Origin of the sequence: Qipengyuania sp. NPDC077410 (assembly GCF_044543405.1) — a bacterium.
Taxonomy (GTDB): Bacteria; Pseudomonadota; Alphaproteobacteria; order Sphingomonadales; family Sphingomonadaceae; genus Qipengyuania; species Qipengyuania pacifica.
Genome location: NZ_JBITWB010000002.1, coordinates 480,342 through 504,016 on the forward strand (window position 1 = coordinate 480,342; position 23,675 = coordinate 504,016).

Annotated in this window: 23 protein-coding genes; 15 read left to right on the top strand and 8 right to left on the bottom strand. The window is 59.6% G+C overall.

The genetic code is table 11. The features are described 5' to 3' along the window. Positions 1-7: 7 nt before the first annotated feature. Entirely contained in the window at positions 8-1,462 is a 1,455-nt protein-coding gene (mgtE, locus tag ACIGGE_RS10285) for a magnesium transporter (RefSeq protein ID WP_103023434.1), read from the bottom strand. A gap of 101 nt (positions 1,463-1,563) precedes the next feature. On the opposite strand from mgtE, the gene ACIGGE_RS10290 reads away from it, so the two are divergent. From ACIGGE_RS10290 to ACIGGE_RS10320, 7 genes are all read left to right on the top strand, one after another. Then, complete coding sequence (locus ACIGGE_RS10290; RefSeq protein ID WP_397490257.1) at positions 1,564-2,025, top strand: peptidylprolyl isomerase; 462 nt, start codon at positions 1,564-1,566, stop codon at positions 2,023-2,025. Positions 2,026-2,118: 93 nt separating this feature from the next. Beyond that, on the top strand, positions 2,119-3,462 hold the full coding sequence (gene miaB / locus ACIGGE_RS10295; protein ID WP_397490258.1) for a tRNA (N6-isopentenyl adenosine(37)-C2)-methylthiotransferase MiaB: 1,344 nt from the start codon (positions 2,119-2,121) through the stop codon (positions 3,460-3,462). Between the two features lie 174 nt (positions 3,463-3,636). Next, on the top strand, positions 3,637-4,680 hold the full coding sequence (locus tag ACIGGE_RS10300) for a PhoH family protein (RefSeq protein ID WP_103023114.1): 1,044 nt from the start codon (positions 3,637-3,639) through the stop codon (positions 4,678-4,680). 105 nt (positions 4,681-4,785) lie between these two features. Further along, positions 4,786-5,187 carry a hypothetical protein gene (locus ACIGGE_RS10305; protein ID WP_397490259.1) on the top strand — a complete coding sequence of 134 codons (402 nt, stop codon included), beginning with the start codon at positions 4,786-4,788 and terminating at the stop codon, positions 5,185-5,187. A 203-nt stretch (positions 5,188-5,390) separates the two neighbouring features. Continuing rightward, positions 5,391-5,879 carry an rRNA maturation RNase YbeY gene (gene ybeY, locus ACIGGE_RS10310; protein ID WP_397490260.1) on the top strand — a complete coding sequence of 163 codons (489 nt, stop codon included), beginning with the start codon at positions 5,391-5,393 and terminating at the stop codon, positions 5,877-5,879. Between the two features lie 72 nt (positions 5,880-5,951). After that, the gene (locus ACIGGE_RS10315; RefSeq protein ID WP_397490261.1) at positions 5,952-6,818 is read left to right on the top strand and encodes a hemolysin family protein; all 867 of its coding nucleotides are present in this window, start codon (positions 5,952-5,954) and stop codon (positions 6,816-6,818) included. A 68-nt stretch (positions 6,819-6,886) separates the two neighbouring features. Continuing rightward, positions 6,887-7,771, top strand: coding sequence for a LysR substrate-binding domain-containing protein (locus ACIGGE_RS10320; protein ID WP_103023120.1), 885 nt, complete (start codon positions 6,887-6,889; stop codon positions 7,769-7,771). Here the strand turns inward: ACIGGE_RS10320 and ACIGGE_RS10325 are convergent. The 7 genes from ACIGGE_RS10325 to ACIGGE_RS10355 all read right to left on the bottom strand — a co-directional run bounded on the left by ACIGGE_RS10325 (position 7,768) and on the right by ACIGGE_RS10355 (position 12,013). Next, positions 7,768-8,673: a lysophospholipid acyltransferase family protein gene (locus ACIGGE_RS10325; RefSeq protein WP_397490262.1), complete on the bottom strand. Its 906-nt coding sequence runs from the start codon at positions 8,671-8,673 to the stop codon at positions 7,768-7,770. The genes ACIGGE_RS10320 and ACIGGE_RS10325 overlap by 4 nt on opposite strands. After that, complete coding sequence (locus tag ACIGGE_RS10330) at positions 8,645-9,067, bottom strand: Fur family transcriptional regulator (protein ID WP_103023122.1); 423 nt, start codon at positions 9,065-9,067, stop codon at positions 8,645-8,647. The genes ACIGGE_RS10325 and ACIGGE_RS10330 overlap by 29 nt, the downstream gene beginning before the upstream one ends. A 74-nt stretch (positions 9,068-9,141) precedes the next feature. Next, positions 9,142-9,582, bottom strand: a complete 441-nt coding sequence (locus ACIGGE_RS10335) for a MucR family transcriptional regulator (protein WP_397490263.1) — start codon at positions 9,580-9,582, stop codon at positions 9,142-9,144. Positions 9,583-9,699: 117 nt separating this feature from the next. Next, on the bottom strand, positions 9,700-10,152 hold the full coding sequence (locus tag ACIGGE_RS10340; protein WP_397490264.1) for a GNAT family N-acetyltransferase: 453 nt from the start codon (positions 10,150-10,152) through the stop codon (positions 9,700-9,702). Beyond that, the gene (tsaB, locus tag ACIGGE_RS10345; RefSeq protein WP_397490265.1) at positions 10,149-10,760 is read right to left on the bottom strand and encodes a tRNA (adenosine(37)-N6)-threonylcarbamoyltransferase complex dimerization subunit type 1 TsaB; all 612 of its coding nucleotides are present in this window, start codon (positions 10,758-10,760) and stop codon (positions 10,149-10,151) included. The genes ACIGGE_RS10340 and tsaB overlap by 4 nt, the downstream gene beginning before the upstream one ends. Positions 10,761-10,796: 36 nt before the next feature. Further along, on the bottom strand, positions 10,797-11,405 hold the full coding sequence (locus ACIGGE_RS10350; protein WP_397490266.1) for a malonic semialdehyde reductase: 609 nt from the start codon (positions 11,403-11,405) through the stop codon (positions 10,797-10,799). A 26-nt stretch (positions 11,406-11,431) separates the two neighbouring features. Further along, positions 11,432-12,013 (bottom strand): NifU family protein, encoded by a 582-nt coding sequence (locus ACIGGE_RS10355; protein ID WP_397490267.1) that lies wholly within the window; start codon positions 12,011-12,013, stop codon positions 11,432-11,434. Positions 12,014-12,114: 101 nt separating this feature from the next. Here ACIGGE_RS10355 and ACIGGE_RS10360 point away from each other — a divergent pair, with 101 nt between their 5' ends. From ACIGGE_RS10360 to ACIGGE_RS10395, 8 genes are all read left to right on the top strand, one after another. Then, positions 12,115-15,054: a M16 family metallopeptidase gene (locus ACIGGE_RS10360; RefSeq protein ID WP_397490268.1), complete on the top strand. Its 2,940-nt coding sequence runs from the start codon at positions 12,115-12,117 to the stop codon at positions 15,052-15,054. Positions 15,055-15,177: 123 nt separating this feature from the next. Then, positions 15,178-16,551: a class II 3-deoxy-7-phosphoheptulonate synthase gene (locus tag ACIGGE_RS10365; protein WP_397490269.1), complete on the top strand. Its 1,374-nt coding sequence runs from the start codon at positions 15,178-15,180 to the stop codon at positions 16,549-16,551. A 196-nt stretch (positions 16,552-16,747) separates the two neighbouring features. Beyond that, entirely contained in the window at positions 16,748-18,001 is a 1,254-nt protein-coding gene (gene egtB / locus ACIGGE_RS10370; RefSeq protein ID WP_397490270.1) for an ergothioneine biosynthesis protein EgtB, read from the top strand. After that, positions 18,001-18,999, top strand: coding sequence for an L-histidine N(alpha)-methyltransferase (gene egtD / locus ACIGGE_RS10375; protein WP_397490271.1), 999 nt, complete (start codon positions 18,001-18,003; stop codon positions 18,997-18,999). The genes egtB and egtD overlap by 1 nt, the downstream gene beginning before the upstream one ends. Positions 19,000-19,051: 52 nt before the next feature. Next, complete coding sequence (locus ACIGGE_RS10380) at positions 19,052-19,711, top strand: TIGR02281 family clan AA aspartic protease (RefSeq protein WP_103023130.1); 660 nt, start codon at positions 19,052-19,054, stop codon at positions 19,709-19,711. Between the two features lie 34 nt (positions 19,712-19,745). Further along, positions 19,746-20,501 (top strand): trehalose-phosphatase, encoded by a 756-nt coding sequence (otsB, locus tag ACIGGE_RS10385; RefSeq protein ID WP_397490272.1) that lies wholly within the window; start codon positions 19,746-19,748, stop codon positions 20,499-20,501. Beyond that, a complete protein-coding gene (locus tag ACIGGE_RS10390; protein WP_397490273.1) occupies positions 20,498-22,285 on the top strand; it encodes a glycoside hydrolase family 15 protein in 1,788 nt (595 codons plus the stop codon). The genes otsB and ACIGGE_RS10390 overlap by 4 nt, the downstream gene beginning before the upstream one ends. Then, a complete protein-coding gene (locus ACIGGE_RS10395; RefSeq protein WP_397490757.1) occupies positions 22,282-23,673 on the top strand; it encodes a trehalose-6-phosphate synthase in 1,392 nt (463 codons plus the stop codon). The genes ACIGGE_RS10390 and ACIGGE_RS10395 overlap by 4 nt, the downstream gene beginning before the upstream one ends. The last annotated feature ends 2 nt before the right edge of the window (positions 23,674-23,675 follow it).

Sequence of the window (23,675 nt, forward strand, 5' to 3'; positions counted from 1 at the left end):
CCGCCGGTCAGCTGCCGACGATACCGCTGGCCACCGCAAGACCGAGAAACGCGAAGAAGCCCATGGAATCTGTGATCATGGTCACGAAGACGCTGCTGGCCACTGCCGGGTCCTGATCGAGCCTGTCGAAGATCACCGGCACCAGCACGCCGGCGAGCCCGGCGATGACCACGTTGATGACCATCGCAAGTGCGATGACGCCGCCCAGCATCGGGCTGAAGATCACGCCAGTTGCCAGCCCGATGAGGACCGCGATGGTCATGCCGTTGAGTACTGCCACGCGCATTTCCCGCAGCAGGATGCGCCGCGTATTGCTGCGCGTCAGCTGGTTGGTGGCGATTGCACGGACGGTCACTGCCATGGTCTGTGTGCCCGCATTGCCACCGATGCTGGCGACGATCGGCATCAGCACGGCAAGGGCAACCAGTTGCTCGATCGCTGCGCCGAACATGGCGATGATGAGCGATGCGACCAGCGCCGTGCCCAGATTGGCGATCAGCCAGCGGACACGCGCGGAATAGGCTTCGCGGATCGGTTCGTTGATGTCGCCATCACCCGCACCCGACATCAGCAGGGCGTCTTCGCCCGCTTCTTCGGAAATGATGTGGACAACGTCGTCGACCGTCATCTGACCGACAAGCCGATCGTTCTCGTCGACCACGGCAGCGCTGATCAGATTGTATTTCTGGAACATCAGCCCGACCTCTTCCTGGTCGAGCATGACCGGGATGAGCGTCTGATCGCGCTTCATCACGTCCGCCAGCGCCACATTGCGCGGCGCACGCAGCACCCACGACAGGGCGCAGGTTCCGACCGGATGATGCTTTTCGTCGACCACGAACACTTCGAAGAATTCGTCGGGCAGGTCGCGCCCGTCGCGCAGGTAATCGATCAGGTCGCCCACCGTCAGATGTTCGGGCACGGCCACGAACTCGCGGCTCATCAGACGGCCGGCGGTTTCCTCGGGATAGGACAGGGCGGACTGGATCGCGATCCGGTCCTCCAGCTCGACCTCGGCCAGAATGGCACGCTGGTCGGCCTCGTCCAGATCCTCGATCAGCTGGACGGCGTCGTCGGTCTCGAGTTGGTCGACGATCTGCGCCACGGCCTCGGGCGGCAGCGCTTCCATCATGTCCTCGCGGACATAATCGTTCAGCTCGGCTACCACCTCCGACGTCATCAGATCGGTTATGGCGGCGGCGAGCTGGTAACGTTCCTGCCGTTCGAGAAGTTCGAGAAGGTCGGCAATGTCGGCCGGGTGAAGCGGCTCGACCAGTTCGTAGACCGCCTTGGTGTCGCCCTCCTCGAGCGCGTCTTCGACGGCCCGGACGAACTCCGGCTTGAACGTATTTTCCTCGTCCATGCGCTCGTCGTCGATGCGGTCGTCCGGACGACCTTCCTCGGCCGGCTCGTGCGCGAGCAGGAATCCGTCTTCATCGAGGGGGCGGTCGCTCTCCGACATGAGCATCGCTCTAGGCACCCGCCATGGGATTGCAAGCAGAGGGTGACACGCTCTGCACAATCCCTATGTAGGCGCCAATCGATTTACAGGAGACACGACACATGGCTGACAAGCTGACCTTCACACTCGACACCGGCGACGGCGAAAACAAGGACGTGGTAATCAAGCTGCGCCCCGATCTGGCTCCGGGCCATGTCGAACGGATCACCGAACTCGTCGGTGAAGGATTCTACGACGGCGTCATTTTTCACCGCGTCATCCCCGGCTTCATGGCGCAGGGCGGCGATCCGACCGGCACCGGCATGGGCGGCAGCGACAAGCCCGACCTGAAGGCCGAATTCAACAGCGAACCGCACACTCGCGGCACCTGCTCGATGGCCCGCACCCAGGTGCCCGACAGCGCGAACAGCCAGTTCTTCATCTGCTTCGACGACGCCGAATTCCTCGATGGCCAGTATACGGTCTGGGGCCAGGTAGAGAGCGGCATGGAGCATATCGATGCGCTGCCCAAGGGTGAACCGCCGCGTGAACCGGGCAAGATCGTCAAGGCGACCGTCTCGTAACCGTTCCGGTCAGCAATTAGACGGGAAGGGCGGCCATGTGCCGCCCTTCTCATTGAAGGAACCCCTCTTCTTCGCTATTGGCGCACACCTGCTATGAAACCGACTACCGCCCCCAAGACCTATAGGGTCAAGAGCTTCGGCTGCCAGATGAACGTCTATGACGGCGAGCGCATGGCCGACATGCTGGACAAGCGCGGGATCGTGCCGGCGCCTGAGGGCGAGGAAGCCGATCTCGTGGTCCTCAACACCTGCCACATACGCGAAAAGGCGGCAGAGAAAGTCTATTCGGACATCGGGCGCCTGACCAAGGCGGGGCGCAAGGTCGGCAAGGAACCTCTGATCGCGGTAGCAGGCTGCGTCGCGCAGGCCGAAGGCGAGGAGATCATGGCGCGCAGCCCGGCGGTCAGCATGGTCGTCGGCCCGCAGGCCTATCACCGCCTGCCCGAAATGCTGGACAAGGCGGTTCAGGGCGAACGGGCCACGGATACGGACATGCCTGCCATCGCCAAGTTCGCGGCCTTGCCGGAGCGGACAAAACGCTTTCCTACAGCCTTCCTCACGGTGCAGGAGGGCTGCGACAAGTTCTGCACCTATTGCGTCGTGCCATATACGCGGGGCGCGGAGATTTCCCGCCCCTTCGCCGATCTGGTAAAGGAAGCGCACCGTCTGGCGGAGCGCGGCGCGCGTGAAATCACGCTGCTTGGGCAGAACGTCAACGCGTGGAGCGGTGTGGATGCGAAAGGTGACAGTTGCGGGCTGGACGGGTTGATAAGAGAGCTTGCCAAGATACCGGAATTGCAGCGTATTCGCTACACGACCAGCCATCCCAACGATTTTGAAAAAGGGCTGGTTAGGTGTCATGCCGAGGTCGAAAAGCTGATGCCCTATCTGCACCTGCCGGTGCAGAGCGGATCGGACCGCGTGCTCAAGGCGATGAACCGCAGTCACACGGCAGACAGCTACCTGCGGCTGCTGGAAGATATGCGCGCTGCGCGGCCCGACATTGCGCTGTCGGGCGATTTCATCGTGGGATTCCCCGGCGAAACCGAAGCAGAGTTCGAAGAAACCCTCGCGCTGGTCGACGAGGTCAAATATGCGCAGGCGTTCAGCTTCAAATACTCGCCGCGCCCCGGCACGCCCGCCGCCACGATGGACGGGCAGGTGGCAAAAGAGGTCATGGACGAACGCCTTCAGCGCCTGCAGGCGGCTCTCAACCGCGATCAGCTCGCATTCAACGAGGCAAGCGTGGGAAAGACCTGCCAGGTCCTCGTCGAACGCAAGGGCAAGCTGCCGGGCCAGTGGCTCGGCAAGACCCCCTGGCTGCAAAGCGCGTGGTTCGAAGGCGACGTGGCGATCGGCGATCTGGTCGAGGTGGAATTGCTCGAAGCAGGCCCCAACTCGCTGAGCGCCACGCTGCGCGAAAGAGTGGGGGCCTGACCACCCTTACTGGCCCCGCGTCAGGGGAGTCGGTAAAGGTGGAAACGCTCCACGTCTGATGGACGCTCTGGCATGCCAATGACGGAATGATGACTTTCCACCGTCATCGTGCGGCGAACAGCTTGCCTCCGGAGCGATGAGGCTTACATTCCGAGTCGTAGACGAAAGGAGCCTATGGCCCGTAAACCCGCACAGAAGGACACCCGGTCTTTCACCCCGCCGCCCTCTCCGCAACGCGAAGTGCGCCGCGCCCAGGTTGACATAGGCTTTGATAATCAGAGCTTGCTGGGCGCCTTGTTCGGGCAATTCGATGCCAATCTGGTACAAGTCGAAAACCGCTTGGGCGTATTCATCTCGGCGCGCGGCAATCAGCTTCATATCGAAGGGCCGGAAGACAGCGTGGCCCGTGCACGCGACGTGCTGAAGGGCATGTACGACAAGCTATCGATCGGTCAGGACCTCGATACAGGCGCGATCGAAGCCTTGATCGCAATGTCCGACGAACCGACTTTCGATGGGATCGTCGATGCCGAACCGGGCAATGGCAAGGGCGGGCCGCCGATCATGATCCGCACGCGGCGCAAGACGATCGTGCCGCGCAGCGCAATGCAGGCAACCTACATGCGCAGCCTGGTGCGCGACGATATCATCTTTGCTCTCGGCCCTGCAGGAACAGGCAAGACCTATCTCGCAGTGGCGCAGGCGGTGGCGCAACTGATCAATGGCAGCGTCCAGCGCCTGATCCTGTCCCGGCCTGCGGTGGAAGCCGGTGAAAAGCTCGGCTTCTTGCCCGGCGACATGAAGGAAAAAGTCGATCCCTATCTGCGTCCGCTCTACGACGCGCTTTACGACTGCATGCCGCCCGAACAGGTTGAGCGGCGGCTAGCTTCCGGTGAGATCGAGATTGCACCGATCGCCTTCATGCGCGGACGCACACTGGCCGATGCCTTCGTCATTCTCGATGAAGCACAGAACACCACGCGCGAACAGATGAAGATGTTTCTTACCCGCTTCGGCCAAAATAGCCGCATGGTCGTTTGCGGAGACCCACGGCAGGTCGACATTCCGGGCGGCGGCGGCATGAGCGGTCTCGCCGATGCTGTGGGCAAGCTGGAAGGCGTCGACGGTTTCGGCACGATCCGGTTTACGGCCGCCGATGTGGTGCGCCACCCGATCGTGGGGCGGATCGTCGAGGCTTACGAGGGGAAGGATGCGTAGGGTGGTCGACGTCGGCTAACGACCCGATTGCGGACGTTTAGCACCTATGTCACTCTTAAATCGTTCATGGAGGGATTTCGGTAATTGGTAGCGCGCTCTTTATTCTTGACCGTAGCCCTGTGCTTAGCAGCGATGCCTACGGACAGGGCAAAAGCGATCAGTTGTCACACTGGGCCTTTTATCCTTTTCTTCGATAAGAACAGCGCCTTCATAGATGCTGAAGCTCGCAAAATTCTCGATAATGCGATTTTGGCGGCAGAGGATTGCTTCGCGCGATATCCGCAAGTGGCGGGTCATACCGACAAGGTTGAAGGCCCAGAGGTGGGGCAATTGCGGGTGAATGTTGTTAGGAAATATCTGGAGGCTCGCGGCTTCTCCAGCGCGGACACCACGGGGCACAATTTTGGTTCGGATAGGCCGCGAATGCTCGAGAGAGGGCGGGCTGAAGAGCCTGAGAACAGGCGAATTGAGCTTACGTTGTGGCATAAGGGTGCGAGCGATTATTGAACAGCGCTCCATGTGCGCTTTCCACCCAAAGGTAGACGTCTCCAGCCACCGCTTTCCTACCTTCGGACCGTCAGCTAGATGACACCGATGGACTTCGATTTCGCCTCTCTTCCAGTACCAGCCCCCAGCAGTCCGCCGGAAGCCAGCTTTTTCCCCATTGGACAGTGTGACATGCGGTCCATGTCTCGGATTTCTGCGGGCTGATGGAGCTCGACATCGAAATCGACGGATGGCCCGAGGCGCCTGACTGGGCGGCGCTGGCCGATCGCGCGGTCGAGGCTGCCAGCGGGGTCGAACCGGCGCTGGCGAACGCGCGCCTCACTGCCTCGATGCTTTTCACAATCGACGAGGAAGTCCACGCGCTCAACAAGGAGTGGCGCGGCAAGGACAAGCCGACCAACGTGCTGTCCTTCCCCATGTTGGAGCGCGACGACTTGCTCGCGCTCGCATGCGAGGGGCCCCCAGAAATGCTCGGTGATCTCGCACTGGCGCACGAGACCTGCGCCCGCGAGGCGGCGGAAAAGGGCATCGCGCTCGAGGACCACGCCGCGCACCTGATCGTCCACGGGCTGCTCCATCTTGCCGGGCATGATCATGTCGATTCCGACGCTCAGGCCGAAGCGATGGAGGCGCTTGAAATCGCAGCGCTTGCAAAATTAGGCATCGCGGACCCATATGGGGATCGCAACTGACTGGAGTGCATTGTTAGGGCCATGCCCGATTCGTCATCACCCGCGGGAGACGCGGAGAGTAGCAGCGGGCTGATGCTCGCAATCCGGAAATTCTTCGACCCCGATCACGGCGAACGCTCGCTGCGCGCGCAGCTGGAAGAAGCGATCGACGAACATGAGGGGGAGAACGGCGAAGAGGCGCCGGAAAACAGCGGCACCGGCGATCTGTCGCTGGTCGAGCGGCAGATGCTGCGCAATCTGTTGCACTTCTCCGAACACGATGCGGACGACGTAGCCGTGCCGCGCGGCGAGATCATCGCGATCGATGCCAAGGCGAGCTGGGACGACCTGGTCGATACGTTCGCCGAACACGGCCATTCGCGCATGCCGGTATATCGCGATCAGCTCGACGACGTGATCGGCATGATCCACATCAAGGACGTGTTCCCGATCCTCGCTCGCCGCGAACAGCCTCCGCGCGATTGGACCGTGCTGATGAGACAGCCGCTCTATGTTCCGCAAACGCGCAACGCTCTGGACGTGCTGGCCGATATGCGTGCGCAGCGCATGCATCTGGCTATCGTGGTGGACGAATTCTCCGGCACCGACGGCCTCATCACCATCGAAGATCTGGTCGAGGAAATCGTCGGCGATATCGAGGATGAGCACGATGATGCACCCGAAGAATGGATTGTCGATATCGGCGAGGGGATGTGGGATTGTGACGCCCGCGCCGAACTTGACGATGTGGCCGAGAACGTCTCGCCGGCGCTTGCTGAAGTTGAGGAATCTGTCGACACGCTTGGCGGTCTCGCCTTCGTGCTGGCAGAGCAGGTCCCGGAGGTTGGCCGTATACTGGAGCATCCCAGCGGGTGGCGGATCGAAGTGACCGATGGCGATGAAACGCATGTGAAGCGTCTTCGCCTGCACGCCCCCGAACCGGATTCGACCACCGTGTGACAACTGTTGCAGATTTTTGCACATTCGCGCTCGACAGGCGTGATTTGCGTCAATAGCGTGCAACCATCATGGCAACACGGCGATTACCCCCACTTCGAGCTCTGGAGGCCTTCGTCCGCACGGTTCGCCTCGGCTCTGCGCGCGCGGCGGCAGACGAACTCGGTCTGAGCCCGTCGGCTCTTTCACGACGGATCGGCAATCTCGAAGAATTCGTCGGCAAGAAGCTGTTCACGCGTGCCCGTCAGTCGATGAAGCTGACCGATGACGGCCATGCATTTTTCGAAGCAGTGAACCCGCAGCTCGAGGCATTGGCCCGCGCTGTTGAAAGCCAGTCGGAAAACCTTTCCGTCTTGCGTTTGCATTTGGGCGTCTTGCCGCTGTTCGGCACTCAACGTCTATTCCCGCGGCTTGGAGAATTACGGGAGCGGCACCCGCTTCTTCATATCGATATCGATACCGGGGCGCATCTGGAAGATCGGGTCGGCGACGTGCTCGATGCCGCCATCATCCTATCCCGCGGCCCGTCACGCGGGCTGCACGCAGTTCGGCTCGATTACAATAAGGTCCACGCAATCTGCAGCCGCGATCTTGCGGAGCGTCTGGGCTCCACCCCCGATGCATCACTGTTGATGAAGCAGACATTCCTGATCCACAACGAGCTTCCGGAAAGCTTCAATGCGTGGCGCCGGGAGATTGGCATGGGCGATCTTGAACCCACCGCGATCGACCATTTCGATTCGGGGCAGATCATGCTGGAAGCGGCCGCGCAAGGCCTCGGCATTGCGATTATGCATGACGATCACATGCGCCGGGCTGCCGATACCCGGCTAGCCAGACTTTTCGAGGTAGAGGTGGAAAGCCCCTATAGTTACTGGTTCGTGTGCAAGCCAACCGCGCTGGAAGAAAGACCGGTGCGTTTGTTTCACGATTGGTTGGTAAAGGCGGGGCTTTAGTCCGAGATTTCGGTGCTCGCTTTTGGACGATAATGCACGGCTTCGACGACATGCTGGAAGTCGCGCAATGGTCCGCCGAGGTTAGCGACCAATTGCCGCTCGATCTCTTCTCTAGCCTTTGCGGCTACCGCCTTGCGCCCCCTGTAATCCACCGGGCTGAACGGCTCGAGATAGTGTAGCGAGAGCCGGAAGCTGCCTTTGCGCGCCATGACCCGCATCGCATTGTGCAGGCCGCTTTCCTCGCCGATCCAAGCGATATCCTCGGCGTTTTCTCCGTAATTCAGCACGACCGGCTGCACCATCACGCCCGCAGGGGGCGGCTCAAGCACGGATATCATGCTCGATTTGAACGGGAGAAGCGAATGGCCGTCGGTAACAGTGCCTTCGGGAAAAACCGTTACCGACCAGTTGTCCTGCAAAGCTTCTCGCAGCGCATTAATCTGCTCGGCCACGCCCATGCGGTTTTCGCGCTTCACGAACACGGTGCGATTGAGCCCACATAACCACCCGATCACGGGCACTTCGGACAATTCCTGCTTGGCGACAAAAGCCGTACCGCTGGCGCCAGCCATGCTCAGGATATCGACCCAACTGATGTGGTTAGAGATGAAGAAGACGTCGCGCCGCAACGGCGTTCCGACGATCTTGACGCGCGCACCGACGATCCATGCGGTAAAGCGCAAGAAGAGCATGGGGAAGGGGGATCCATAGGCGAAGATCCGGTAGAGGTAATGCAGCGGCACGAACACCAATAGCAGGAGCAGGATGCCGAATGCGCGCAGGGAGAACCGGACCCAGCCAGCGACTGTTAGCGGTACTTTTTCGCCTCTCGCTGCCGCCAGTCGCTTGGCGGTATATTTCGCAAGCTTGCGCTCACTTTTCGCGGTCGAGGCGGACGCCATAGAGTTCCAGCCTGTGGTCGACCAGGCGATAACCGAGCTTGGCAGCGATCTGTTTCTGCAGGGCTTCAATTTCCGGGTCGACGAATTCCACGACTTTGCCGGTTTCCACGTCGATCAGATGATCATGATGGGCTTCCGGCGCGGCTTCGTAACGGGCACGGCCATCGCCAAAATCATGGCGATCGAGAATGCCCGCCTCTTCGAACAGCCGGACGGTACGATAGACCGTGGCAATTGAAATTCCCGAATCGATCTTGTTAGCCCGTTCGTGAAGCAGTTCGACGTCGGGGTGATCGTCGCTTTCCGACAGCACGCGCGCGATTATGCGCCGCTGTTCGGTAATGCGCAGGCCCTTGTCGGCGCACAATTGTTCAAGATCGATTTTCTGGTGCAAGATGGATTCCCGAATGAAAAACGCCCCGCACCCTTATCGGGCCGGGACGTTTTGCTCAAGGCGAACCGGAGCGTTCAGGCCGTCTTCTTCTTCCGGCCCCGCTTCTGACCGGGCTTGCGGCCAAGGCCAATCTTCACGGCCAGTTCGCGGCGCTTTTCGGCATAGCTTGGCGCGACCATAGGATAATCGGACGGCAGGTTCCAACGCGCCCGGTATTCGTCAGGCGTCATGTCATAGGCCGTCTTGAGGTGGCGCTTGAGCATTTTCATCTTCTTGCCGTCTTCAAGGCAGATGATGTAATCCTTCTTGACCGACGAACGGATCGGTACGGCAGGTTCTAGCGGCGCTTCGCTGGTGACTGTTTCCCCGTTGAGGCCCGAGAGCGCAGAATACACATTCGAGATCAATGTCGGGACGTCGTCTACGGATACGCTGTTGTTGCTGACATGCGCTGCGACGATATCCGAGGTGAGAGTGATAAGTGTCTCAGACATGTCTGTTTCAAATTTTTCCATTACTTTCCCTTTTATTTTGAGGGATATCGTTGAACGTCGCGACCCGTTCTTCCGGACATTGTATGAAAACGACAAAAAATTGCAAGTATTTCGCCGGGTTTTATTATCGGCGCTTAGCTACAATGTTTGCACGAAGGTGATTGCATCCAACAGCGTGCCATCCAGCGTGCGGTAGTAATTCGCTCTACGGCCGATTGGCTCGAAACCGCAGGACAGGTACAATTTCTCAGCCGGATTATTTGCACGCATCTCCAAGAATACCCGCTCCGCTCCTTCTTTTCGGGCGACATCCAAAAAATATTCGATGAGCGCGCGGCCTACACCGCTATTTCTTACCTCGGGCCTAACGCCGATCAGCAGAAGTTCTTCTTCGCCAGGCGCGCGCCGCGCCAGAATGAACCCTGCTGCTTCGTGTCCCGGTGCTAGTAACCGCGCGTGTTTATCGAAAATAATCGCATAGGTGTGTGGCATGGCCAGCGAATTTTCGACCTGCTGCCGCGTCCACGCTTCGCGCCAGTGGGGATCGAACGCAGCATCCATCACGCTCATAATGTGATCGAGGTCCGTCATTGCGTGGGAAGCTTTGCGTCGGGCGCCCGGCCATAAAGCGGGGACAACTGGTGACGCAGCAGGGCGTCGGGCACAAGAAGGGCATCGCTCGCATTCGGCAGAATGATCGGCGCACTTGCAACGCCAATCAAGGCGCCAAGGTCCTCCGCTCTCGTGCCTGCCAGTATGTCCTGTGTTCTGCGCATGGCAGCGGTATCTGGAGTCAACGAGGCGACATCATCCAATGGCATTCCATCAGTGCCGAAATCCTGCACGAACCACTCGCCGTGGCCCCCGGACATGCAGACCGTAACGGCCCGGTCCGTACCGGCGCGCGCCATGGCAGCAACCAGCGCTAGGGTAGGGTAGCCGCGTACCGGGACTTTCCAGGCCACACCCAAGGCGCGAGCCACGGCCAGTCCGATACGCACGCCGGTAAAACTTCCCGGACCTAAGGAGATGCGGATCTGCTCTGCATGGCCTTTCTCCGGCAGTTCCGCAATCATCGGAACAAGCCGTTCGGCATGGCCGCGACCAAGCACTTCGTGGCGGGTGTCTATCAGTTGCCCCTGATCGAACAGGGCGATCGAACAGGCTTCGGTTGCAGTTTCAATGGCCAGAATGCGCATGAATGCGCACTGCCTCAGGCAAAGCCGGCCTGCAAGTCAGGCGATGCGGTTGAACCTGTCGAAGTCAGGTCGAGGGCTGCGATCAAAGATGCTGCTGGGATCGCCGTACCCGATGGAGCAGATAAAATTGCTGCGAGTGCGCGGATCGTCAGCGAAGAATTCTTCGTCGACAGCCTTATTGTCGAACCCGGACATCGGACCGCAGTCCAGCCCAACAGCTCTGGCAGCGATCATCAGATAGGCTCCTTGCAAGGAGGAATTGCGAAACGCGCCCTCCTTGCGTCCATCCTCGTCACCTTCGAACCAACTTTTGGCGTCGGTATGAGGGAACAGCCACGGCAGTTCCTCGTGGAAATCGATGTCATAGCCCACGATAGCCGTGACGGGAGCAGTCTTGATCTTGTCGCGATTTCCATCTGAGGCCAGCGCGGCAAGCTTGCCTTTAGCTTCCTGCGACTTCACCCAAACGATACGCGCAGGCTGCATGTTGGCCGATGTCGGGCCCATCTTCATCAATTCGTAGATCGCGTGAATTTGCTCGTCGCTTACCGGTTTATCGAGCCAGCCGTTGTAACTGCGCGCTTCGCGGAAAATCTGGTCGAGCGCATCGCCGGACAGAGCGGTGTCGTGAAACTGAGTGGTCATGAATTATCCCGGTTGGAACTGGAAGATCAGGCTGCCCGGACTTCAACGACCTCTGGGACATAATGTTTCAATAGACCTTCAATGCCATGCTTGAGCGTCGCCGTGGATGATGGACACCCGGAACACGCACCCTGCATTTGCAGATGAACTATGCCGTCACGGTACCCGCGATACTGAATATCGCCTCCGTCGCCCGCGACGGCCGGTCGGACCCTCGTTTCCAGCAATTCGTTGATCTGAGAAATAATGTCTGCATCTTCGTCAAGCTCGTCGACCAGCATACCCTGATTTTCGGGGGGAATCGAAATGCCGCCCGCGCTGCCCGGTGTGAAGAGCGGTGCCTGCGCAACGAAATGATCGAGCAGAATCGCCAGCACCTGCGGCTTGAGATCGGTCCAGTTTACCCCTGGTGCAGCAGTGACGGTGACAAAATCACCGCCGAAGAACACATTCACCACCTCTCCGGTATCGAAGATTGCCTGAGCCAGCGGGCTGGCCTCTGCCGCCTCCGGCGTGGCAAATTCGCGCGTTCCCTGTCCCATGACCGGCTGGCCGGGAAGGAACTTGAGGCTCGACGGGTTGGGCGTGGTTTCGGTCTCTATGAACATGCCTGACGATGTAGGAAGCTCGGGAACCGGGGACAAGGACGGAACGCTTGGCGCGTGAACATTCACCTAGCCTTCACGGTTGTCCCGCCTATATGCCTTCCATGACCAATTTTTCGCGCGCCGTCCGGCGTCTCGCGCTTTTCCTTCCCGCTGCGCTGCTCGTACCGCAGCCCATCCTCGCGCAGGAACCGGCCGTTCCGGCTCCGCAATATATAACTCCGGCAGGTGAAACTCCGTGGATTTATGAGGGCAGCGACGTTCCGCGCGACGAGGAATGGACCTTCGGTGAATTGCCCAATGGTCTGCGCTATGCTGTTCGCAAGAACGGCGTGCCGCCCGATCAGGTTTCCGTTCGCGTTCGCATCGATGCTGGGTCCTTGCATGAAGAGGATTCAGAACGCGGCTATGCCCACCTTCTGGAGCATCTGCTTTTCCGCGAAAGCCAGTATCTGAAGGTCGGAGCGGCCATTCCGACATGGCAGCGGCTCGGTGCGACCTTCGGCAGCGATACAAATGCGCATACCAGCCCGACGGAAACCGTCTTCAAGCTGGATCTGCCCAATACTAATGCGGCCAAGCTGGCAGAAAGCATGAAGCTTCTTTCCGGCATGGTGCGCAGCCCAGTCCTATCCGATACGAACGTGAAAGCAGAAGTACCGATCGTACTTGCTGAAAAGCGTGAACGTGGCGGAGCATCCGAACGGGCTGGCAATGCCAGCCGAGAAGTGCTTTTTGCCGGACAGCGACTGGCGAACCGCATCCCGATCGGGACCGAAGAAACGCTGCGGGCTGCAACCGGCGAAAGCGTCAGCGCCTTCTACAAACGTTGGTATCGCCCTGAAAACGTGGTCGTTGTTGCTGCAGGTGATATCGACCCGATGGTGCTTGCTGCGGAAATCGAAAAGTGGTTCGGCGACTGGCAGGGCGATGGTCCTGCAGTCGCAGCGCCAGACTTCGGCGATCCAGTGGCACCCGCCGGGGCCGATCCGTCCAACCCGGTCGGCGAGATCGGCGTCATCGTCGAGCCCGATCTGCCCCGTTCGTTCACGTACACGATCATGCGCCCCTGGCGACCGGTTCAGGACACCGTCGCCTATAACGAAGGTCTGCTACGCGACGCCTTGGCTCAGGCTCTCATCAATAGGCGACTTGAATCCCGCGCGCGTTCGGGCGGCAGCTATCTCTATGCGCAGGTATCGCAGGATGATGTCAGCCGGTCGTCAGACATGACCTTCGTCACTTTCGCTCCTTTGACCAGCGACTGGAAAGCGGCGCTTGATGATATTCGCGGCGTAATCGCCGATGCTTTGGCCACTCCGCCGACGCAGGAAGAAATCGATCGAGAGCTTGCGGAATTCGAAATTGTTTTCAAAAGCCAAGTCGAACAGCGGCGCGTCCTGCCTGGGCCGCAGCTGGCCGACGACATTGTGAACGCTGTCGATATTCGCGAAGCGGTCGCTGCTCCAGAAACGGTCCTTACCGTTTTCAATTCGATGAAGCAGACTTTGACGCCGGAACTCGTGCTCGAACATACGCGGTCGTTGTTTACGGGCGATGTTATCCGTGCGGCCTATGTCACACCGGCAACGGGTGAGGCGGATGAAGAGGCGATACGATCTGCACTCCAGGAGACGGTCGCAGCCGATACGGGTTCGCGCCTGACCGGCCGCGCCGTGTCTTTCGAAGATTTGCCCGCAGTCGGTGAACCGGGTCAGGTAACTGCTCAGGGACCGATCGGCGTTCTCGATATTGAAAAGGTTGAATTCGCCAATGGCGTGAAGGCCATCCTGTGGTCTAACGATGCCGAACCTGGACGGGTAGCGGTCAAGGTTCGCTTCGGCGCCGGCTATCGCGCACTCGACGCGGAAGATGCCGTCTATGCAAATCTCGGCAGTTCTGCACTGATCGGTTCGGGTATCGGCGAGCTGGGCCAGGAAGAACTCGATCGTCTCGCTACAGGCCGCAAGTTCGGTTTCGATTTTGAAACCGGTGACGGCGCATTTACCTTCTATGCGCAAACGCGCGAAGCTGATCTCGACGAACAGCTCTATCTGTTCGCTGCCAAGCTGGCGATGCCGGGCTGGGATCCCAATCCGGTCATTCGTGCAAAGGCGGCGGGCAAACTCGCTTATGAAAGTTACGCTGCGAGCCCCGGCGGTATCCTGCAGCGCGATTTGGAATATCTGCTGCGTGACAGCGATCCGCGTTTCCAGACGCCCACGCCAGAAATGTTCGATGCTGCGACGCCGGAGAAGTTCCGCGAAGTATGGGAACCGCTGCTCAAGCAGGGACCGGTCGAAGTACTCGTCTTTGGTGAATTCGACAAAGCGGCTACGATCGAAACGCTGCGCAAGACGTTCGGCGCGTTGCCTGCGCGTGAAGAGCCTAGCGCTGCTGTTCTCAACCGCGGGGTCGACTTTCCCGAAGCCGGCGAGACGGTTGTTCGCCATCACCGCGGCGATGCCAATCAGGCAGCCGCCGTCGTAGCCTGGCCCAGCGGGGCGGGCGTCGACAATCTGCGCGAATCGCGTCACCTCGAGGTACTCACGTCGGTCTTCAACAACCGCCTGATGGACGCCATGCGTGAACATGCCGGCGCGAGCTATTCGCCGGTTGTCCGGTCTGAATGGCCGAGCGACGTTAAAAGTGGCGGCCGGATCGCGGCACTCGCCCAATTGCGACCCGAAGACGTGCCGGTCTTCTTCGCCGAAGCCGAACGTATTGCGAAGGAACTGGCGAGCGAACCGGTCAGTCAGGACGAATATGACCGCGTCGTCGAACCGCTCCGCCAGTACGTCAGCCGAGCCTCAACCGGTAACCTCTTTTGGCTTTACCAGCTCGAAGGCTCGACCGTCGATGCTCGCCGGGTAGACATGCTGCGCTATCTGCTGGCCGATTACACCGAAGTTCCACCTGCTCAATTGCAGGCGCTGGCGCAGAAGTATTTCGGGTCCCGCGCAGGCTGGCACCTGGCGATCATCCCACAAGGGCAAGAACTTGCAACTGCGGCCAGCACCGGAGCCGCTGCGGCCAGCCGCTGAGCCGGTCACTGCAATCGGCTTTTTAAGCTGGCCAAGCAAATGCTGCTTGCGACATGATACCTGTTCGTCTGCTAAGGGGCGAACAGTCAGGCGCGACTTTCAGCGACGCAAATGGAAAATATAATGGCAACGAATTGGGCACCCGACAGCTGGCAGGGATTCACGGCGAAGCATTTGCCGACTTATCCCGACGCGGCTGCTCTCGATGCCGCAACGACGACGCTCGAGACGCATCCTCCGCTGGTTTTCGCAGGCGAGGCGCGCGCGCTCAAGGCGGATCTGGCGGAGGTCGCGCAAGGCCACGCATTTCTGCTCCAGGGTGGGGATTGCGCGGAAAGCTTCGCGGAATTTCATCCGAACAATATCCGCGATACATTTCGCGTGCTGTTGCAGATGGCGGTCGTCATGACCTTCGCCAGCAAAAAACCAGTGATCAAGGTCGGGCGCATGGCAGGCCAGTTCGCCAAGCCGCGCAGTTCCGACACCGAAACGCAAGGATCGGTCACGCTACCGAGCTATTTCGGCGACAACATCAATGGCATCGAATTCGACGAAGCCACCCGCGCAGCCGATCCGCAGCGCATGGTGCGCGCCTATTCACAGGCCGCGGCCACGCTCAACCTGCTGCGTGCCTTCGCCACCGGAGGCTATGCCAATCTTCGTCAGGTTCATCAGTGGACGCTGGATTTCATGGGCCGCAGTCCGTGGGCCGACAAATTTTCGGACATTGCCGATCGCATCGGTGAAGCCCTCGATTTCATGGAGGCGTGCGGGGTCGATCCGCACGTGCTACCACAATTGCAGCGCACCAGCTTTTACACGAGCCACGAAGCGCTGCTGCTCCCGTACGAACAGGCGATGACCCGGCGGGACAGCCTGACGGGCGATTGGTACGATACCAGCGCGCACATGGTCTGGATCGGCGACCGTACTCGGTTCGATGATAGTGCGCATGTCGAATTCTGCCGGGGGATCGGCAATCCGTTGGGGATGAAATGCGGCCCCAGCCTCGAAACGGACGCTATGTTGCGCCTGCTCGATACGCTCAACCCAGCGCGCGAACCGGGCCGCATCACGCTGATCAGTCGCTTCGGCCACGACAAGGTGGAAGAAGGCCTGCCCCGCCTCGTTCGGGCGGTAAAGACGGAAGGCCACCCCGTTGTGTGGAGTTGCGACCCGATGCACGGCAACGTCGTTAAATCGGAAAGCGGCTACAAGACGCGGCCCTTCGATCGTATCCTGACCGAGGTGAAGGGCTTCTTCGCCGTCCATCGTGCCGAAGGGACGCATCCGGGCGGTATCCATGTCGAAATGACCGGGCAGGACGTGACCGAATGTGTGGGCGGAGCGGTGGCGATCACCGATGAAGCGTTGAAAGATCGCTATCACACGCATTGCGATCCCCGCCTCAACGCCGCTCAGTCTCTCGAGCTCGCCTTCCTGATTGCCGAGATGCTGAACGAAGAACAGGCCGTTCGCCGCGCTGACGCAGCCTGATCCTTCCTTCCGGCAGACGTCTGCCCACGAGAGTGCGGAACCCGGCGACCTCCGCTGCATTATTCGGAGAATGCAGTTCACTTCATTGTTCGGGCGGGCTTTTCTACCTCAACCCTTTAAACGCTGGGTGAATCGCGTCATAATGGGACAGGCCAGCCATGTCCCGGCTGCCGAAATATAAAGGGGGGGATAGACGATGCCCCATGCCCAGCCGCGATCAATCCTGACGTTAGGGCAAGATCTTCCGGCACGCTACGCCGCTGTCCGCGGGTTGAGCCAGGCTCTGGCCGCGCCGCTGTCCGATGCCGACGCTACCATTCAGTCAATGGAAGATGCCAGTCCAGCGAAATGGCATCTCGCCCATACCACCTGGTTCTGGGAAACCTTTCTGCTGCGCGATCATGCCGAAGGCTACGCGCTCTACGATGAGAATTGGCCCTTCGTTTTCAATTCCTATTACGAGACGGAGGGTGAGCGCATTGCCAGGTTTTCGCGTGGAATGCTTTCGCGTCCGACGCTGTCCGATATCGTGGAATGGCGCAAACATGTCGATGCTGCGATGGATGGCCTGTTAGGGCGCGAAGAACTGGCGCCGCTGATCGAGCTCGGTCTGAGCCATGAACAGCAGCATCAGGAATTGTTGCTGACCGATATCAAACACGCCCTGTTTCAGAACCCTCTTGGCGTGAAGATGTGGGATGTGTCTGCGGCAAAAGCGAATTCCAGCCCGAACGATTGGCATTCGCATCCCGGTGGTATCGCGCGGATAGGTCACCAAACAGACGGGTTCGCCTTCGACAACGAGGGGCCTGCTCACCGCGTTCTCCTCGAACCTTTCGCTCTGTCCTCGCGACTTGTCACGAATGGCGAATGGGATGAATTCATCGCCGATGGCGGATACGACACGGCGACCTTGTGGCTTTCGGACGGATGGGGCTGGGTACGGGAGAACGCCATTCGTGCGCCGCTTTATTGGCGCGATGACGAACAGTTTACTCACGCCGGCTGGCAGACGCGCGATCCCGATGCCCCGGTAACGCACATCTCTTACTTCGAGGCTGATGCTTTCGCCAGTTGGGCTGGCCACCGCCTGCCAACCGAATTCGAATGGGAAGCCATCGCCCGTGGGCAAGAAGGCGAATTGCCTGCGCATGACCCCCAAGGCGGTAATCAACTCGACGACGCGACACCCCCACTGCCGCGTGGCGGCGCCGAACTGTTCGGCGATTGTTGGCAGTTCACCCGGTCCGGATATCTACCCTACCCACGTTTTCGACCTGTCGAAGGTGCTGTGGGCGAATATAACGGCAAGTTCATGAGCGGGCAGTTCGTCTTGAAGGGTGCGAGCTGCGCGACCGCGCGAGGTCATTCGCGAGCAAGCTATCGCAACTTCTTCTACCCACACCAACGGTGGCAATTCACCGGCGTCAGGCTGGCAAAGGACATCTGATGAAAACCGATACTGGCATTGCACTTGTCGATTTGGACGAGGAGGGGGTCGATCGCGCTTTTCGTGCCGACGTACTCAAAGGACTAAATCAGCTGCCGAAGGCCATACCGGCGCGCTGGTTTTACGATCAGGAAGGCTCACGGCTGTTCGAACGCATCACGCAACTGGACGAATATTATCCCACTCGTGCGGAAACCGATATTCTTAAAACCCGCAGCAATGAATTCGCCCAACTTGTCGGGCAGGGCAGGGCCGTGGTCGAATTTGGATCTGGCAGCTCGGTCAAGACGCCGCTCCTGCTCGAGGCGATCGAGCCGGCAGCCTATGTTCCTCTCGATATCTCGGGCGATTTCCTGCGTGAAAGCGCTGTCGCCTTGTCGCAGAAATTTCCCGATCTCCCGGTTCACCCTGTCGAGGCCGACTTCATGCGCCGCGTGAGCCTGCCCGACGGCGTCGGGCCGCTCAAGAAACTCGGATTCTTCCCGGGTTCGACCATCGGCAACATGGTTCCGCGCACGGCGGTCGACCTGCTTCGCTCGATGCGGGCCACGCTCGGAGCGGATGAAGGCGAAAGCCCGTTGCTTTTGATCGGGATGGATCTCGTCAAGGACCAGCAGAAACTCGAAGCCGCCTATGACGATTCCGATGGTGTGACGGCCGCCTTCAACATGAATCTCGTCACGCGCATCAACCGGGAACTTTCAGGGACCATTCCCGCGGATGCTCTCGACCACCGCGCTGTATGGAACGACGATCTCGCACGGGTCGAAATGCACCTGGTCGCCAATCGGGACATCGACTTCACCGTATCGGGTGAAAGCTTTTCGATGCGTTCTGGTGAAACGATACATACCGAAAATAGCCACAAATTCACGCCTCGTAGTGCGAACCTGCTGCTTCTTGCCGGCGGTTGGACGCCGATCAAGCGATGGGTCGACGAAGATGAAAGGTTTTCGGTGGTACTAGCTCGCGCAACCGAGCAACGCGAAGCGCCCTGAGCGACTGCGGCTATTCATGGACGTGTCACCGGCACGTTCCTATATGTAAATAATGGAACTCGAGCCCGTTTTCAGCGCCGCTGCGGATACACTGCGTGCCATTCCCCGGTCGGAGCTGCTGATGGCGGCGGTCGTCGCCATGCTTGTAGGGTGGTTCGGCGCAATGATCGCCAAACGCTCGATGCTCGGCGGCGTGCTACGCATGGCGAGTTCACTTGCGCTTGGTCTCATCCTCCTTACTGTCGTCTTGCAGCTCTCGCGTTTCGATCCCCGCTTCGACATGGCCGTCCCGCAGATCGGCCTGCCCGAACAGGTCGTCGAAGGCGGCGAGACGCGCATTCCCCTATCCGCCGACGGGCATTTCTGGGTCCGTGCCGATGTAAACGGCGTGCCGGGAAATTTCATGATCGATACCGGCGCGACGCTGACGGCGATTTCAGCTGGGCTGGCAGAACGGGCGGGGCTCGAACCAAGACGCGGCGGCATCCCCATCATGCTCGGCACGGCGAATGGGACGGTACAGGCGCATGTGGCAACGGTCGATAGCCTTACCTTCGGCAATGTCAGCGCCAGCGGCACCGATGCTGCGATTGCGGAGAACTTCGGCGACTTCAACGTCATCGGGATGAATGTGCTTGCGCGCCTCGGCTCCTGGCGGGTGGAAGACAACACCCTCATCCTTGTTCCTCGAGCAGAAGATACGATTTCATGAACTCTGGCGTTTGACCGCGCTGCCGGAGCCGCTAGTGGCTTGCAGTATGGACGGTTCGACCACGCTCCCCGCCCCGCCGCTGCTCGGTGAACTCCTCGTGCAGGGACCGGTCGCGCTTTTCCTCGATTTTGATGGCACACTGGTGGAAATTGCTGCTCGGCCCGGTGAAATTTTCGTGCCGGATGCGCTGGCAGGCGCCCTTCAGACCTTGAGCAGTCGGCTGGACGGCAGATTGGCCTTGGTCAGCGGCCGCGCACTGGATGATCTGGCAGGCCACCTGGGTGAACTGGCCGTATGCCGCGCGGGTTCGCATGGTGCATCGCGCTATCTCGCCGATGGCACCCGCTTGGGCGAAGAGCCGCGCGGACTGGCAGATAGCTCGATTGCCGAACTCAAATCCTATGCCGAAGACAATGGGTTGTTCTACGAAGAGAAAGCGCACGGCGGTGCCCTGCATTTTCGTGATCAACCAGCCAAAAAGGACGCGACGCTTGCTTTTGCAGCAGATTTCGCTGGATCGCGCGATCTCTGTGTTACCAGTGGGAAAGGCGTGATCGAACTCGTCCGGCCGGGCGCTACCAAAGCCGCAGCAGTCGAAGCTTTCATGGAAATAGCTCCCTTTGCGGGCGCCACTCCCGTGTTCATTGGCGATGATGTGACCGACGAGGACGGGTTCGCTGGCGCGATAAAATTCGGCGGATTCGGCATCGCCGTCGGAGAACGTCCGAGTGAGCGGGCACGATACGCTCTCGGCAGCGTTGCTGCAGTGCACCATTGGTTGGAGATATGATGAAGCCCGATCTCGAGCTTTCCCCTATCGGTAATTGTCAGGTCAGCGCCTTGATCGATCGTGAGGGAGCCATCGTCTGGGGCTGTGTTCCCCGCGTGGATGGCGACCCGGTCTTCTGTTCTCTGTTGAACGGTGATGCGCGGGATCGTGGTATCTGGCGCTTCGAATTGGAAGGCCAGACCAGCGCTACGCAGCGTTATGAACGCAATACCGCCATTCTCGTCACGCGCTTGGAAAGCGAAGACGGAAGCGCAGTGGAGATCCACGATTTCGCGCCGCGCTTCGAACGTTCGGGTCGGATGTATCGTCCCGTAGCCTATGCCCGCATCGTCAGGCCGGTGGCTGGTGCGCCGCGCATGCGTGTGGTGCTGGCACCGATGATGGAATATGGGGCCAAGCTTGCCGAAACCACCAACGGCACTAACCATGTTCGCTATCTAATCGGTCCGCAGGCATTGCGCCTGACGACTGATGCGCCAGTCGGGTATGTGCTTGAAGGCCGCAGTTACCGGGTCGAGAGTGATCAGCACTTCTTTCTTGGCCCCGATGAACCCTTCGTCGGCAACATCCGCAGCGAAGTCCGTCGTTCGGAAGCGGCAACAGCCCGCTACTGGCAGCATTGGGTGCGCGGCCTGCATATACCTCTCGAATGGCAGGAAGAGGTCATCCGGGCGGCAATCGCGCTCAAGTTGTGCCAGCATGAAGAAACCGGTGCGATCGTCGCTGCACTTACCACGTCTATTCCGGAGGCACCGAACAGCCAGCGCAACTGGGACTACCGTTACTGTTGGATCCGCGACAGCTATTACACCGTGCAGGCGCTTAATCGCCTCGGCGCGCTCGATGTGCTGGAGAAATATCTCGCCTATCTACGCAACATCGTGGACCAGGCCCGCGGCGGGCAAATCCAGCCGCTGTATTCGGTCATGGGGGAAACCGAACTCCACGAATTCGAAGCCGAGAAGCTCGCGGGTTATCGCGGCATGGGGCCGGTACGTGTGGGTAATGCCGCCTACAAACAGGTTCAGTATGATTGCTACGGCCAGATCGTCATGCCGACTGCGCAGGCCTTCTTCGACACCCGTCTGCTGCGCATGGCCGACGACCGCGATTTCGAGCATCTCGAAGAAGTTGGCGAAGCCGCGTGGGCCAAGCATGACAAGCCAGACGCCGGGTTGTGGGAGTTTCGTACCCGGCAGGAAGTGCACACTTATTCCGCAGTCATGTGCTGGGCAGCCTGCGACCGTCTCGCGAACGTCGCTGCTCGTCTGGGCAAAGGCGACCGCGTAATTTACTGGCAGGAAAGGGCGTCCGCCATACGCGCAAAGATAGAAGAGATGGCGTGGGCGGACGAAGGCGACCACTACCGCGCCAGCTTCCAGAGCGACTATCTCGACGCAAGTCTTCTCCAGATGGTTGAGCTGCGTTATCTCAAGCCGGATGACGCGCGCTTCCTGAAGACCTTCGCCGCTATCGAGCGCGACCTGCGCCGCGGCAATCACATGCTTCGCTATGCAGCGGAAGACGATTTCGGTGCGCCCGAGACTGCGTTCAACGTCTGCACCTTCTGGCTGATCGAAGCGTTGGCGCTAGTTGAGCGCCGCGATGAGGCTCGAGGTATTTTTGACGATATGCTCAGTCACACGACCCATTCCGGCCTGCTTAGCGAAGACCTCGATTATGAAACGGGCGAGCTTTGGGGGAACTTCCCGCAGACCTACTCGCTAGTTGGTATAATCAACTGCGCTGGCCTTTTGAGCAAACCCTGGAGCGAAGTCCGCTGACCGGAGATCCACGCCTCGTCGTCATTTCCAACCGCGTTGCGGTTCCCAAAGCTCGTGGAGCGGCCGGTGCCCAAGGTGGCCTAGCAGGCGCGCTGCATGCAGCGTTGAAAGATCGCAAGGGCTTGTGGTTCGGGTGGTCCGGCGAGGAAAGCGAAAGCGGCCGGACGGGTCACATCGATACGCAAACGTCCGACGGGGTAACAACAGCCACGCTCGATCTCTCGCAGCGCGATATCGATGAATACTACAATGGCTATGCCAATTCGACCTTATGGCCGCTATTTCACGATCGACTTGATCTGGCAGAATACGAGCGTGAAACGGCCAAGGGATACGAGCGTGTAAACGAGCGCTTTGCCGAACTCGGCGCTCCTCTGATTGACGCAGAAGATATTGTTTGGGTTCACGATTACCACTTGATCCCGCTCGGCGAACGGCTGCGTTCACGCGGGCTCAAGAACCGCATAGGGTTTTTTCTCCACATTCCCTGGCCGGCCACCAGGATGTTCGTCTCTCTGCCGTATCACGAACGGCTGGTCCGAACTCTGCTATTCTACGACGTCGTTGGTTTTCAAACGCAGGAATGGCTCGAAAGCTTTCTGCATTATTGCGAAAACGAACTGCGCGCGGAAGTTGACAAGGCCAGTGGCACGGTCACCTTTGAAGGCCGCACCACCATCGCAAGAGCTTATCCTATCGGCATCGACTGGGAACATTTCTCGAAGCTTGGTGAGAATGGTGAGGCGCGGCAGGCGCAACAGCGGCTGATCAGTTCGACGCGTCGACGCATCGCGATGATCGGTGTGGACAGGCTCGACTATTCGAAGGGAATTCCGGAGCGCATAGATGGCATCGGACGGTTCTTCGATAAAAACCCGGAGAGCATTCGCGATCTCGTCTTCATTCAGATCGCTCCGCCGAGCCGGGAAGACGTTGGCAGTTATCAGGAAATCCGTGCTGCCCTTGAACAGAAATGTGGCCAGATCAATGGTGCGCGAAGCGAAGTCGACATGGTGCCCATCCGGTATGTGAACCGGGGATATAGCCACGCTGAACTGTTCGGGTTCTTTCGCGGGGCCAAGATCGGACTGGTTACGCCACTTCGCGATGGCATGAACCTTGTGGCGAAAGAATATGTTGCTGCGCAGGATCCGGAAGATCCCGGGGTTCTCATCCTTTCACGCTTTGCCGGCGCTGCTGCTCAACTGAAAGACGCAGTTCTGGTTAATCCGCATAGTCCCGACGACATCGCCCACGCTATTCGCATCGCTCTCGATATGCCGCTGGTGGAGCGGAAGCGTCGGTATGAGAAGATGATCGCAACGGTGCGCGATGACAATGTCCAGAACTGGACCAGGAATTTCCTGCACGATCTTTCCGAGGCCTGATC

Excerpts from the sequence above, each read along its gene's own strand:
- mgtE (WP_103023434.1), bottom strand. The coding sequence starts at position 1,462 with ATGTCGGAGAGCGACCGCCCCCTCGATGAAGACGGATTCCTGCTCGCG.
- ACIGGE_RS10290 (WP_397490257.1), top strand. The coding sequence starts at position 1,564 with ATGGCTGACAAGCTGACCTTCACACTCGACACCGGCGACGGCGAAAAC.
- miaB (WP_397490258.1), top strand. The coding sequence starts at position 2,119 with ATGAAACCGACTACCGCCCCCAAGACCTATAGGGTCAAGAGCTTCGGC.
- ACIGGE_RS10300 (WP_103023114.1), top strand. The coding sequence starts at position 3,637 with ATGGCCCGTAAACCCGCACAGAAGGACACCCGGTCTTTCACCCCGCCG.
- ybeY (WP_397490260.1), top strand. The coding sequence starts at position 5,391 with ATGGAGCTCGACATCGAAATCGACGGATGGCCCGAGGCGCCTGACTGG.
- ACIGGE_RS10315 (WP_397490261.1), top strand. The coding sequence starts at position 5,952 with ATGCTCGCAATCCGGAAATTCTTCGACCCCGATCACGGCGAACGCTCG.
- ACIGGE_RS10320 (WP_103023120.1), top strand. The coding sequence starts at position 6,887 with ATGGCAACACGGCGATTACCCCCACTTCGAGCTCTGGAGGCCTTCGTC.
- ACIGGE_RS10325 (WP_397490262.1), bottom strand. The coding sequence starts at position 8,673 with ATGGCGTCCGCCTCGACCGCGAAAAGTGAGCGCAAGCTTGCGAAATAT.
- ACIGGE_RS10335 (WP_397490263.1), bottom strand. The coding sequence starts at position 9,582 with ATGGAAAAATTTGAAACAGACATGTCTGAGACACTTATCACTCTCACC.
- ACIGGE_RS10340 (WP_397490264.1), bottom strand. The coding sequence starts at position 10,152 with ATGACGGACCTCGATCACATTATGAGCGTGATGGATGCTGCGTTCGAT.
- tsaB (WP_397490265.1), bottom strand. The coding sequence starts at position 10,760 with ATGCGCATTCTGGCCATTGAAACTGCAACCGAAGCCTGTTCGATCGCC.
- ACIGGE_RS10350 (WP_397490266.1), bottom strand. The coding sequence starts at position 11,405 with ATGACCACTCAGTTTCACGACACCGCTCTGTCCGGCGATGCGCTCGAC.
- ACIGGE_RS10355 (WP_397490267.1), bottom strand. The coding sequence starts at position 12,013 with ATGTTCATAGAGACCGAAACCACGCCCAACCCGTCGAGCCTCAAGTTC.
- ACIGGE_RS10360 (WP_397490268.1), top strand. The coding sequence starts at position 12,115 with ATGACCAATTTTTCGCGCGCCGTCCGGCGTCTCGCGCTTTTCCTTCCC.
- ACIGGE_RS10365 (WP_397490269.1), top strand. The coding sequence starts at position 15,178 with ATGGCAACGAATTGGGCACCCGACAGCTGGCAGGGATTCACGGCGAAG.
- egtB (WP_397490270.1), top strand. The coding sequence starts at position 16,748 with ATGCCCCATGCCCAGCCGCGATCAATCCTGACGTTAGGGCAAGATCTT.
- egtD (WP_397490271.1), top strand. The coding sequence starts at position 18,001 with ATGAAAACCGATACTGGCATTGCACTTGTCGATTTGGACGAGGAGGGG.
- ACIGGE_RS10380 (WP_103023130.1), top strand. The coding sequence starts at position 19,052 with ATGGAACTCGAGCCCGTTTTCAGCGCCGCTGCGGATACACTGCGTGCC.
- ACIGGE_RS10390 (WP_397490273.1), top strand. The coding sequence starts at position 20,498 with ATGATGAAGCCCGATCTCGAGCTTTCCCCTATCGGTAATTGTCAGGTC.